Source organism: Paenarthrobacter sp. GQ52, from assembly GCF_059759005.1.
In genome coordinates, this window is record NZ_JCAXEJ010000012.1 from 118,268 (window position 1) to 129,443 (window position 11,176).

13 protein-coding genes are annotated in these 11,176 nt (G+C 61.6%); 11 read left to right on the forward strand and 2 right to left on the reverse strand.

Going from position 1 to position 11,176, the window contains the following annotated elements; translation table 11 throughout:
• From AC6CH8_RS15670 to AC6CH8_RS15710, 9 genes are all read left to right on the forward strand, one after another.
• Nucleotides 1-1,002, forward strand: a complete 1,002-nt coding sequence (locus tag AC6CH8_RS15670; RefSeq protein ID WP_474658748.1) for a PDR/VanB family oxidoreductase — start codon at nt 1-3, stop codon at nt 1,000-1,002.
• A gap of 32 nt (nt 1,003-1,034) precedes the next feature.
• Nucleotides 1,035-2,027: a VOC family protein gene (locus AC6CH8_RS15675; protein WP_043470171.1), complete on the forward strand. Its 993-nt coding sequence runs from the start codon at nt 1,035-1,037 to the stop codon at nt 2,025-2,027.
• Nucleotides 2,020-2,844 carry an alpha/beta fold hydrolase gene (locus AC6CH8_RS15680; protein WP_498191433.1) on the forward strand — a complete coding sequence of 275 codons (825 nt, stop codon included), beginning with the start codon at nt 2,020-2,022 and terminating at the stop codon, nt 2,842-2,844. Before AC6CH8_RS15675 ends, AC6CH8_RS15680 begins: the two co-directional genes overlap by 8 nt.
• Entirely contained in the window at nt 2,841-3,584 is a 744-nt protein-coding gene (locus tag AC6CH8_RS15685; RefSeq protein ID WP_498191434.1) for a 3-oxoacyl-ACP reductase family protein, read from the forward strand. The genes AC6CH8_RS15680 and AC6CH8_RS15685 overlap by 4 nt, the downstream gene beginning before the upstream one ends.
• Nucleotides 3,585-3,652: 68 nt before the next feature.
• Nucleotides 3,653-4,441 (forward strand): SDR family oxidoreductase, encoded by a 789-nt coding sequence (locus AC6CH8_RS15690; RefSeq protein ID WP_498191435.1) that lies wholly within the window; start codon nt 3,653-3,655, stop codon nt 4,439-4,441.
• A 33-nt stretch (nt 4,442-4,474) separates the two neighbouring features.
• Nucleotides 4,475-6,145 (forward strand): thiamine pyrophosphate-binding protein, encoded by a 1,671-nt coding sequence (locus tag AC6CH8_RS15695; protein ID WP_498191436.1) that lies wholly within the window; start codon nt 4,475-4,477, stop codon nt 6,143-6,145.
• Between the two features lie 16 nt (nt 6,146-6,161).
• On the forward strand, nt 6,162-6,788 hold the full coding sequence (locus AC6CH8_RS15700) for an alpha/beta fold hydrolase (RefSeq protein WP_498191437.1): 627 nt from the start codon (nt 6,162-6,164) through the stop codon (nt 6,786-6,788).
• Nucleotides 6,781-6,999, forward strand: coding sequence for a recombinase-like helix-turn-helix domain-containing protein (locus AC6CH8_RS15705; RefSeq protein WP_091470632.1), 219 nt, complete (start codon nt 6,781-6,783; stop codon nt 6,997-6,999). Before AC6CH8_RS15700 ends, AC6CH8_RS15705 begins: the two co-directional genes overlap by 8 nt.
• 3 nt (nt 7,000-7,002) lie before the next feature.
• Nucleotides 7,003-8,112, forward strand: coding sequence for a Rieske 2Fe-2S domain-containing protein (locus AC6CH8_RS15710; RefSeq protein ID WP_498191438.1), 1,110 nt, complete (start codon nt 7,003-7,005; stop codon nt 8,110-8,112).
• Between the two features lie 123 nt (nt 8,113-8,235).
• Here the strand turns inward: AC6CH8_RS15710 and AC6CH8_RS15715 are convergent, their stop codons facing one another.
• Entirely contained in the window at nt 8,236-8,754 is a 519-nt protein-coding gene (locus AC6CH8_RS15715) for a cupin domain-containing protein (protein WP_011774625.1), read from the reverse strand.
• A gap of 198 nt (nt 8,755-8,952) precedes the next feature.
• Here AC6CH8_RS15715 and AC6CH8_RS15720 point away from each other — a divergent pair, with 198 nt between their 5' ends.
• Nucleotides 8,953-9,510, forward strand: a complete 558-nt coding sequence (locus tag AC6CH8_RS15720; protein ID WP_402934848.1) for a MarR family winged helix-turn-helix transcriptional regulator — start codon at nt 8,953-8,955, stop codon at nt 9,508-9,510.
• 46 nt (nt 9,511-9,556) lie between these two features.
• Nucleotides 9,557-10,354, forward strand: coding sequence for an aspartate dehydrogenase domain-containing protein (locus AC6CH8_RS15725; protein WP_498191439.1), 798 nt, complete (start codon nt 9,557-9,559; stop codon nt 10,352-10,354).
• On the opposite strand, the gene AC6CH8_RS15730 is transcribed toward AC6CH8_RS15725, so the two are convergent.
• The coding region (locus AC6CH8_RS15730; RefSeq protein WP_498191440.1) for a glucose-6-phosphate dehydrogenase assembly protein OpcA at nt 10,351-11,176 on the reverse strand (826 nt) is incomplete at its 5' end. The genes AC6CH8_RS15725 and AC6CH8_RS15730 overlap by 4 nt on opposite strands.

Below are 11,176 nucleotides of genomic sequence, written 5' to 3' on the forward strand. Positions count from 1 at the left end.
ATGAGCGTGGAAATTCAGAACCGTGCGGCGGTGACCCTTGATGTCCCCGAACCGAAAATACTGACACTCAGGGTGCACCAGAAAACCTGGGAGGCCGACGGCGTCATCCGGATCATGTTTGTTGATCCTGCCGGGGCGGCGCTCCCGCAATGGCTTCCCGGTGCCCACCTGAGCCTGCATCTGCCCAATGGGCTTACTCGCGAATACTCCTTGTGTTCGGACCCGGAAGACTCCACCAGCTGGACTGTGGCCGTGCTGCGAACCCCTGATTCCCGCGGTGGCAGCAGGCTGATCCACGACGAGCTCCCCGTGGGAACGCTCATTAAGGTTGAGGGTCCGCGCAACAACTTCCAGCTTGACCATGCCGAACGCTATGCACTGGTAGCTGGCGGTATTGGCATCACCCCGATTATTTCCATGGTGCGGCGGTTGGAATCAGTCGGAGCTGACTGGTCCCTGCTGTATACCGGCCGGTCACGTTCAACCATGGCCTTCCTATCGGAGGTTTCAGGTCTGCCCCGGCACCGGATAAGCATCCACGCTGCCGACGAAGCCGACGGGAAATTCGCGGATCTCTCAAAGGCAGTCGGCTCGCTCCCGCCTGAAGCACTGGTGTATGCCTGCGGCCCGGAATCATTGATGCAAGCTGTTGCCGGCGCCATGGCAGACGACTCGCAATTGAGAATTGAGCGGTTCAAGGCACCGGACATCGTGCCCGGACCGGAACTCGACCAGACAAGTTTCGACGTCATCTGCCAAAGCACTGGTCAGCGGATCGCCGTTGGACCCGATGTTTCGGTTCTGGAGGCCCTCAACGATGCCGGCATCAACGTTCCCAGCTCATGCGCAGAGGGCATCTGCGGAACCTGTGAAACCGGAGTCATTGACGGGGACGTTGAGCACCGTGATTTCCTGCTTTCCCCGGCCGAACGGGCCGAGAACAAGTCAATGTTTGTTTGCGTCTCACGTTGCCGGTCCCGGGACCTGATTTTGGATCTCTAGTACGAACATCACTCGACTGAAGGTTGATTCCCATGAACTATTTCTCAGCAGAGCCTGTCTGCAATCTGCGGTCGCTGCGTTCTGTGTCCCTGAAAGTGCCCGACACCCGGCCGGCCAGGGATTTCTACCATGAAGTCTGGGGCCTTTCCACCGTGGAGGAGGACACTGACAAGTTCTGGCTCCGCGGAACCGGATCCGAACACCACATCCTGAGGCTGGAAAGAGGCGAGCAGAATGCCTTGGGCGGGGTCTCTTTCGCCCTGGCCACGCCGCAGGACGTTGACCGTGCCGCCACCAAGCTCACCGCCTTGGGGATTCCGCTTTTCCGTGAGCCCGGACCTTTGGATGATGCTGCCGGCGGCTACGGTCTCCAGTTGGTAGACCCCGAAGGCAGGCTGGTGGAGCTGTCGGCCGACGTCCACGCGGTTGTCAGCCAGGAGCCCGCAGGTCGGCGGGCGCTTCCACGCAAGATCGCCCATGTGGTGCTCAATACCGTGGATATTGACCGCGCAACGGCCTTTTATACGCAGGTGCTGGGGATGCGGATTTCAGATTGGTCCGAGCACCAGATGGCCTTCCTGCGGTGCAACAGCGAGCACCATGCCATCGCGTTCAACCAGGCTCCCTGGACCTCGGTCAATCATGTGGCTTACGAGATGCAGAGCATTGATCACTTCATGCGCGGCATCGGCAACCTGAAGCGGCACAACATCGCGCCCCAGTGGGGGCCGGGCCGTCACGGTCCGGGTGACAACACTTTTTCCTACTTCACAGACCCCTCAGGCCTGGTTTGCGAATATACCTCCGAAGTAGCCCAGGTGGACGAGGACAGTTGGTTGTGCCGCACTTGGGAGCGCACGCCGGAATTATCCGACCAGTGGGGAACTGCAGGTCCGCCCACTACCGCGGTCCGAAGCGCCATGGCCGGCATTCCGGACAGCGGGTATAAGTCGCTGGTGGTCCCTGGACGTGAGGACTACTTCTCCATGCCGGAAACTCCTGCCGCAGAAAAAGCCCATGCGTAGCAGCTCCTTGCCGCCAGCTACCGAAACAGCGTCGACTGTTGCCGAACGCCGGAAAACTGTCCATGGGGTCTCCCTCGTCATTCGCGGGGAAGGCACTCCTGTCTTCCTCATGCACGGCATCGGAGGCGCCGCGTCATCCTGTGGTGCCTTGGCTCAGTTGCTGAGCGCACACGGATTCCAGACGTTTTGCTGGGATGCACCCGGTTACGGCGAATCATCAGCTCCACCGGAAGGCTTGGATCATCCTGCTTTGGTGTTGGACATCCTGGCCACCTTGAATGTTGGTCCTGCCCACCTGATCGGCACGTCATGGGGAGGCGTGATCGCCACCCGGATAGCCGCTCAAGCACCTGAGGCAGTGCGTTCCATTGTGCTGGCGGACAGCACCCGTGGTTCGGGAATTACCCGGACCGCCGCGCAACGCATGCTGGCGCGCGTTCCGGAACTGGCCGCCGTCGGTCCCGAAATCCTTGCGGCCCGACGGGCAGCAAGACTGGTTTCCCCGTCAGCCCCGGCATGGGTGGCCGAAGCTGTACGCGCGGACATGGCTGCAGTCCGGCTGTCCGGATTTTCGTCAGCCGCCACCATGATGGCGCAGTGTGACACCACGGACCTGCTGCCTCGGCTCCAAGTCCCGGCGCTGGTCTTAGTGGGCCAGGACGACGTGATCACGGGCGTGGCGGAATCCAGGGTCCTTGCAGAGAACATCCCCGGTGCCACGCTGGGCATCATTGCCGGTGCAGGGCACGCCGCAGTGCAGGAAAAGCCGATGGAGATGTCCGCTGCCATCCTTGCTTTCTGGGAGGACCTTCGGTGACGCGCCTCGTGGTAGTTACCGGATCCGGTCGGGGACTTGGCTTCGACATCGCCCACCGGCTGGCAGGTAGCGGAGACCGGATAGTCATTGCCGAGAAGAACCCGGACCTCGCCAGGCAAGCTGCCGCAACACTGTGCGGACAGGGCTTCGACGCCACGGCAATCGTCACCGACATCGCCGACAAAGCCTCGGTGGCGGAACTGGCCACCGCGGTCCAGCGGCTGGGGGGCGCCGATGCGCTGGTCAACAATGCGGCACTGGCCGACGGCGTCGGTGGTGACACTTTTTGGGAGCTGGACGAAGACTTCTTCCAGAGGGTGATGACCGTCAATGCCTATGGGACCTGGCTGGTCAGCAAACACCTTTACCCCCAGCTGGCACAAAGCCAGGCAGGGTCCATTGTCAACATCGCATCTGACGCAGCGCTTTACGGTTCTCCGCGGCTGGTCCATTATGTCGGATCAAAAGGTGCGGTCCTGGCGATGACCCGGACAATGGCCCGCGACGCGGGACCGGCCGGTGTCCGCGTCAATGCGGTTGCTCCGGGCTTGACCCGGGTGGAAGCCACCGAGTCAGTGCCGGCCTCCCGCTACCGCCTCTATGAAGAGAACCGCGTGCTGCCAAGGGAGCAACAACCCAAGGACGTATCAGGCGCCGTCCAGTTCCTGTTGTCGGATGCTGCAAGCTTCATCACCGGCCAGACCATCGTGGTGGATGGCGGCTTCGTCATGAGCCACTGAAGCCGCTGGTTGTTGAAGCCTCTGAACCGCCCTGCGGCGGACAAAAACACTAACAAGGAGTCCCACACATGGACCTGCAATTGAAGGATCGTACGGTGGTTGTCACCGGGGCGAGCTCCGGCGTCGGCCTTGCCACTGCCCGATATTTGCTGAGCGAAGGTGCCCGGGTTGCTGCCTGTGCGCGTGATGCCGGCCGGTTGTCCGCCGCGTTCGACGAATTCTCCTGGGCGGACACGGACGCGATTTACCTTGCTTCGTGCGACGTCACGGAGCAAGACGCCACCAACAGCTTCATCGCCGGCACCTTGGATCGGTTTGGCGCCGTTGATGGCCTGGTCTGCAACGCCGGCCGTTCCTTGATGGCCACACTCCAGGACACCACGGACCAGCAGTTGCGTGATGAGTTCAGCCTGAAGATCTTCGGGGTTTTGAACATGGTACGTTCCGCCAGATCTGCCCTGAATGCCTCACCACACGGCTCGGTGGTCAACGTCAACGCGATCCTCTCCCGGCAGCCGGAGTTGCGCCTGGCTGCCACCTCAGCTGCCCGCGCCGCGCTGTTGAATCTCACCCATTCCCTTGCCGAAGACCTGGCAACAGAGGGAACCCGGGTGAATTCGGTCCTGCTCGGACTGGTGGATACCGGCCAGTGGCGGCGACGCTTCGAGGAAGCCGGCTCGGAACTCGACTACGAGGCCTGGAGCGCAGAAATCGCCGCCAACCGCGGCATCAAGCTGGGCCGTTTCGGCACGGCTGAGGAGGTGGCCTTCCATATTGTCTCGCTGCTTTCGCCCCTCAGCGGATACACCACAGGAGCAACCATCGACGTCGGCGGTGGCGTGGGGCGCTATGTCTAGCCAGCGGAACTTCATCATGAAAGAGATCCAGATATGTCAGTGACACAAGCAGCAACGGTCCCGAGGGGGCCAACAGGCGGTGACGTCCTGGCCCGCGTCATGCGTCGGCACGGCATCGATACGGCCTTCGGGGTGATCAGCATCCACAATCTTCCCCTCGTCGAGGCAGTGGACAGGGAGCTGAACTTTGTGGCCGTCCGCCACGAGGCAGCCGCAGTCAACGCGGCTGACGCCTATGCCCGGGCCTCCGGCAAAATCGGGATTGCCCTGACCAGCACCGGTACAGGAGCCGGCAACGCCGCCGGTTCCATGGTGGAGGCGCTCACCGCGGGAAGCCGCGTGCTGCACATTACCGGCCAGATCGACAGCGAATTCATGGGCAGCAACCGTGGAGTGATCCATGAGGTCCCGCGCCAGTTGCAGATGCTCCACGCGGTCTCCGGCTATGCACGCACGATTTTCAATGGCAAGGATGCGGAGGCGGACCTGGAGGAGGCAATTGCACACCTGCTCTCCTCGCCTCACACACCGGCCAGCATCGAGTGGCCTACAGATTTGCAGTATCTGGCCCACCCGGATGATCAGCGCCCAATCGACGCTCAAGTGAAGCCTTTACCGGATTACGACGCCGATTCCGTCGCCAAAGCGGTTCGGCTCCTGGCAGGTGCCAAGCGCCCGCTCATCTGGGCTGGCGGAGGAGCGGCCGGCGCGGATAAGGAACTTGCGGCTCTGCTCCACCACCTCGGCGCAGGACTCCTGACCAGCAACTCGGGACGGGGCGTGGTTCCGGAAGATGACCATCTTGTCATCGGGAACTTTGCTACCACTCCCGCCGCTGTCCGGCTGATCGAAGAGTCTGATGTGTTGCTAAGTGTTGGTACGCACTTCCGTTCCAACGAGACGCAGCACTATTCGCTCAAACTGCCTGCCACTCACATTCAGCTGGATCTAAATCCTGAGGCCGTGGGCAGGGTGTATCCGGCCACTGTGGGCTTGGTGGGCGACTCCCGGGAAATTCTGGAGGCGATCGTCGGCCAGTTGGGTAGCCATTCCGTGGACGCAGCGTGGGCGCAGCGGGTGCACGATGTACGCCTTGAGGTACGGGCCACCTTGACTGAGTACATCGGTGGCTATGCGGAAATCTGCCACAGCCTCAGGGAGCGCCTTGACCGGGAATCCGTGGTTGCACGTGATGTGACCATCCCCTCCAGCCAGTGGGGCAACCGCCTGCTGGAGATGTATTCCCGCGAAACAAACATCTTTCCGCTGGGCGGCGGCATCGGCCAAGGTTTGGCCATGGGCATTGGGGCAGCCTGCGCCCGCCCGGACGTTCCCACGGTAGTTATTGCCGGCGACGGCGGCCTGGCCGTTCATCTTGGTGAACTTGCCTCCCTGGCCGGTTCCGGGGTCTGGTGCGTCGTGTTGGTTTTCAATGACGGCGGCTACGGGGTGCTGCGCAACATGCAGAAAGCCAACGGCTTCGCGGAGGCAGGAGTCAACCTGCATACACCGGACTTTGCTTTGCTGACTGAGTCACTGAACCTGCCGTTCTGGCGGGTGCGTGGCCCCGGCACCTTTGATGAGGCCTTGGTGGAAGCGCTCGCGGTGCGGGGGCCCGCGGTGATCGAGATCGACGTCACTGCTTTGGATCCCGTGCCGGGTGCGTTTGTTCCGCCGGTGCATATTCCAACCCCACATCAGTAGAGGAGCAGGAGAGCACATGAAATCAAGTACGGAAGTAGATCTGCACCTTGGCTATGAGCCAGACGAGGTGGTGCCACGGCACGACGTCGTGTGCTTGCACGGCGGCGAGGGAGCAGCCGAATGGTTCACCCAACAGCTTGACGCTTTGGGGGCCCGTGCCTGGGAACCTCGAATCGGCATCACGTTTGACGTCACCGGCCCGCCCGGCCAAATGGATGAGTGGGTAGAAGCGGCGTCGTCAGCCCTCTACGAGTCGACAGCCGGTCCAGCTCATATCCTTGCCAGCGGAACAGCTGCGTACGGGGCCATCATGCTCGCGGCCCTGCACCCGGAGCAGGTCAAGAGTGTCATCCTGGGCGACCCACTGGTGGACACGTCGGTTGAGGGGTTCGTGGCCACGCTCCGGCGGGTGCGGGCGCCGTCGTTGGTCATTGCCGCCGCCCCTGACCTGGACGCCGATATCTCCATACCGCAAAGCATCGCCGGGGGAATCAGGAACGGGGTTTTTGTCATCATCGACAACACTGCCGTTCCAGCACACCAGAGCCGATCCCACTCATTCAACGAGTGGAGCAGGTCATTTATGAACATCGCTGAAGGTCTGCACACCGTCACCGAAACACAGGAGGAACACAGTGCCTGAGCAATATCTTGATGCCAACCAGTCCCGGGTGGGTCCTGCCAATCCTTACGAGCTGAAGCTCGCCGGAGCCCTGTCCGAGATTTTCGCCAGTGGTAGCCACGAGCTGCCGGCCATCATCTCGGGGTTGAACAATCTGGGCCTGAACGCCCCGGACGGTGAACCGTGGGATGAAACCCGATTCCGTTCCGAAATGCGACGACTGGGAGAGTAGGACATGACAACTGCAACTGCAACTGCAACTGCAACGGCAAGCGCCGCCGGAGCCAGGGCCGGCAGGGCCAAAATCAAAACTGTCGTCGGCACCCGGCGCCAACTCGATGCCGCAGAACTGGCCGCGACGGGACTGAGGGATCGCTGGTACCCCATCTACCCGTCCCGGTTCGTAGGTCCCGGAGACATGGTTAAAGTCCGACGGCTGGGCGTGGATTGGCTCCTGTTCCGCGATGCCAGGGGGCAAATCCGAATGTTGGAGGATCGCTGTCCCCACCGCAGCGCCCCGTTATCCGTGGGCCAACACCTGGGGGACCGGGTGGCATGCAAGTACCACGGCGTTCAGGTGGACGGCCGCGGTACCGTGGTTTCGGTTCCGGGGATGCCCGGCTGCGCCCTTGAGGGTAAGACAGTCACAGCATCGCTGGCTGTGGAGGAAGGCGCTGACATGATCTTTGCCTTCATGCCATTGACCGAGGACTCCGTGGTGACGGCGTTCAAGCTGCCCGATCGCCTGGACAACCCCGAGGTTTCCTGGTTCTCAAACTACGCTGAATGGAAGAGTCCGTGGCGTTTCTATATGGACAACGTCCTGGACCCGATGCACGGCGCGTTCCTCCACCGTGACTCGCATTCCATGTTTGGCGGTGATACCAGTGCCCGCTTCCGTATCCGCGAGACCGATCGTGGATTCTTCTTCGAGAAAACGGACCAGCGTGGCAAGAATTTTGACTGGGTGGAGTACTGCCGTGAAGCCATGGACTACGTGGACCTGGAGATCCCGTATGCCGATTCGGCTGGTCCCGGGGGTTCGTTCGGCATCGTCGGAATGTCCACTCCTATTGATGCCCATACCTCCGCCGTTTTCCACTGGCGTACCCGGACCGTTTCAGACTGGGAACGGGACGTTTGGCGATTCATGTACAAGACAACCCTTGAAGAAAAGCACTGGGTGGTCTTGGAACAGGACCGGGAATTGTTGGAGGCGCTGGCTGCAGATGCGGACAGGGATGAGCACCTGTATCAGCATGATCTTGGAGTAGCCAGGATCCGCAGGGTCCATGATGCCGATGCCCAGAAACAGGCCGCGATTCTCTCAGAGGGACTCGTTTAGCCCAAAGAGCCTGCAGCTCGAAACTCTTCGAGCTGCAGGCTCTTTCTTGTCGTGTCCCAACCAATTCAGCACAACAAAACCCGGGTACTGGCCACATCGGCCGGTACCCGGGTTCTTGGAGATTTAGCGGGTCACGCCATACATCTCCGAGGTGGGCGGATAGAACGGGATCTCCGGCTTCTTGGCGCCGATAATCACGCAGATGATTGCGTCAACGTCGCTGACGGTGCGCAAACTCCGGGGAACGCCTGCCGGGACGCGGATCAGGTCGCGGTAGCCGAGCACGCGGCTTGCTTTCTTGTTGCCGTCCTCCACGTCGTGCACGCTGAACTCCACCTCTCCTTCGAGGACAAAGAACACCTCTTCGACGTCCGGGTGCGTGTGCTCAGGACCTACGCATCCGGCGGGCAGCACCATGTTGGAAAAGGTGAAGTGCTCCGCCTGGAGGATGTTGTTGTCGTCCGAATGGTCTCCGGTAGCTCCGGAACCGATGTAGCGGACCTGTCCGCGTCGGAACTTTTCACCCATTTTGGTCTGGAATTTCAGGGTATTGAAGTCAACAACCCGGCTCTCACGGGAGGCGATGGCCGAATCAATCAGCTCCTCAAGTTCCGGTAACTTGCTTTCGATAACGTCGCTCATGATGGACCTCTCTCGGATTGGTAATTGCCTGAGTTCGCAAAAGCCGGGATGGTTTCAATCTCCCTCGACTCTAACTATCTCAAGACTAAGATATAGTAGGACGCGCTGCAAGACCCCGGTGGAAAGTGCTCATAATTACTGCCTTCGTTGGGAAGCTCAGTGTTAAGATGCTTAGACCGAATGAAGGAGAGAGTGCGCATGACCACCGAATCGCGGAACACTGACACGGACGCCGTGGACGCCATCATTGAGGACTGGCACCGCGAACGCCCGGACCTTGATCCCAGGACCATCGGCGTCTTTGGCCGCTTGCAGAGCCTGGTGGCACGGCAGCGAGCTGTGCAGGATGTGAACTATGAGGAGTACGGGCTCACGTTGGCATCCTTTGATGTTCTGGCGAACTTGCGTCGATCCGGCCCTCCGCACCGGAAGACTGCTGGTGAACTGGCCAGCTCCTCCATGCTGACCACGGGCGGCATCACCTTCCGGCTGGACCGTATGGAGGAACAAAACCTCATTGAGCGGGTTCGGTCCAAGGAGGATCGTCGGGTGGTCTACGCCCAGATGACGGACCATGGCAAAGAGCTCATTGACGAGGTCATTTCAAAGCATCTGGAAACGCAGCGCAACATGCTCGCCGGCCTGACCTCCAAGGAGATCGAACAACTGGCGTTGCTACTGAAAAAAACCGAAGCCTCCATCGTCGCCTACGACCCGAAGGCTTCCTCCGCGGACGAACTTACGCTGAACGTCTAGATCACGGCGCGGGTTCGTCCATCCACTCCATCAAGCAAGGAATCGAATGAAGCCAGGAGCCCGCAGGATCGGAATCATCGGACATGGAGCCATTGGGGCTCGTGTTGCTGCTGACATTGCAGCTGGAAAGGTCAAGGGGGCCACCCTTGAGGGGATCATTTGCCGCAGCGCCATAGACAACGCGCCGGCACCGCAGCTTGAGATGGAACAAGCGCTGGAGCGCTGTGACCTCCTGGTTGAATGTGCTGGGCAGGAGGTCTTGGTTGAGCATGGCGAGGCTGTGCTTTCCGCGGGCGTAGACCTGCTCGCTACATCACTCGGGGCGCTTGCGGACCCACACCTCTCACAGCGGTTGTCGGCCGCAGGCCCTGGCAGGCTCTTCTTGACCCCGGGCTCCATTGGTGGCCTGGATCTGTTGGCGTCGGGCGCCCGCGCAACGGGGTACGACGCCGTCAGGATAACCACAACCAAGCTGCCGGGTTCCCTGATTCAGCCGTGGATGGACGAGGTTGAGGCTGATCGCATTCGGAATACTGCCGGCCCCATTGAGATCTTTGCCGGGTCCGCCGCCCGAGCCACCCAATTGTTCCCTAAGTCGCTCAACGTGGCAGCCGCCGTCGCCCTCGCGGTGGACGACTGGGACGCTGTGGCGGTCTCTGTGAGAGCCGACCCGGCGGCTGAGCTAACGACGCACTTGATCGAGGCTTCCGGAAACAGCGGGAATTACCGCTTTGAAATCTGCAATGAAGTATCGCCACAAAACCCGCGCACCAGCGGCGTTGTACCGTTCGCTGTGCTCCGGTCCTTGGAACTGATCATCGGCGCGCGCGGCGGGATGATCTAAGCACGCCTCGCGCCGATCACTTCTCCAAAGACTTCGTCGGGGTCGAGGCGCCGGAGTTCTTCTGCGAGGCAGTCTTTGAGGCTTCTGCGGGGGAGCGTGATGCGTTGTGCGGGCTGTCCCGGCTGGGTCAGAATCACCCCTGATTGACCCGGCCGGGACAGTTGGACATCCCCGTTATCGCGGCGGAGCCTGATGCTGCGGATGCCCATCCCTGTCTCTCCTTCCACAACGGTGGTGGGAGCGTTCAGGGAGTGCTGTAGCCATGCTGCCAGCAGGTGGGTGCTGGCGGAATCGTAGGCGCCTTGAACCTCGACGGCGGTCACGGACCGGGCGTCGACGTGGTCGAAGACTGCGGCGAGTTGCATGCGCCAGTTGGTCAGTCGGGTCCAGGCGAGGTCGGTGTCGCCGGCTTTGTAGGTCGCCCGGATGTTCTCCAGCGCCCGGCGGGGGTCGGGTTCGTTGGCTGAGTCGGTGATGCGGCGGTGGGCGATCCGGCCGATGGATGTCTCGCAGGCGCTTTCCGGGGCGCCGTGCGGCCACCAGGCCACGATCGGTGCGTCCGGGAGGAGCAGGGCCGCGACGAGGGATTCGCTTTCGTGGGCCATGTGCCCGTGTCCGCGCAGGACGATGACTTCGGACGCGCCGGCGTCGCCACCGACCCGGATTTGCGCGTCGAGCCGGTCCGGGCCTTCCACGCCGGCGTCGGCCAGCACGATGATCCGGCAGGGGTGTTCCCTGCTGGCTTCGTTGGCTGCCTCGATGGCGTCTTCTTCCTGCCCGGACTTGGTCACCACCACCAGGGTCAGCACACGCCCCAAGGCG

What these genes read in the sequence shown, in the direction of transcription:
- AC6CH8_RS15670 (WP_474658748.1), top strand. Translation starts at nt 1, where the DNA reads ATGAGCGTGGAAATTCAGAACCGTGCGGCGGTGACCCTTGATGTCCCC.
- AC6CH8_RS15675 (WP_043470171.1), top strand. Translation starts at nt 1,035, where the DNA reads ATGAACTATTTCTCAGCAGAGCCTGTCTGCAATCTGCGGTCGCTGCGT.
- AC6CH8_RS15680 (WP_498191433.1), top strand. Translation starts at nt 2,020, where the DNA reads ATGCGTAGCAGCTCCTTGCCGCCAGCTACCGAAACAGCGTCGACTGTT.
- AC6CH8_RS15690 (WP_498191435.1), top strand. Translation starts at nt 3,653, where the DNA reads ATGGACCTGCAATTGAAGGATCGTACGGTGGTTGTCACCGGGGCGAGC.
- AC6CH8_RS15695 (WP_498191436.1), top strand. Translation starts at nt 4,475, where the DNA reads ATGTCAGTGACACAAGCAGCAACGGTCCCGAGGGGGCCAACAGGCGGT.
- AC6CH8_RS15700 (WP_498191437.1), top strand. Translation starts at nt 6,162, where the DNA reads ATGAAATCAAGTACGGAAGTAGATCTGCACCTTGGCTATGAGCCAGAC.
- AC6CH8_RS15710 (WP_498191438.1), top strand. Translation starts at nt 7,003, where the DNA reads ATGACAACTGCAACTGCAACTGCAACTGCAACGGCAAGCGCCGCCGGA.
- AC6CH8_RS15715 (WP_011774625.1), bottom strand. Translation starts at nt 8,754, where the DNA reads ATGAGCGACGTTATCGAAAGCAAGTTACCGGAACTTGAGGAGCTGATT.
- AC6CH8_RS15720 (WP_402934848.1), top strand. Translation starts at nt 8,953, where the DNA reads ATGACCACCGAATCGCGGAACACTGACACGGACGCCGTGGACGCCATC.
- AC6CH8_RS15725 (WP_498191439.1), top strand. Translation starts at nt 9,557, where the DNA reads ATGAAGCCAGGAGCCCGCAGGATCGGAATCATCGGACATGGAGCCATT.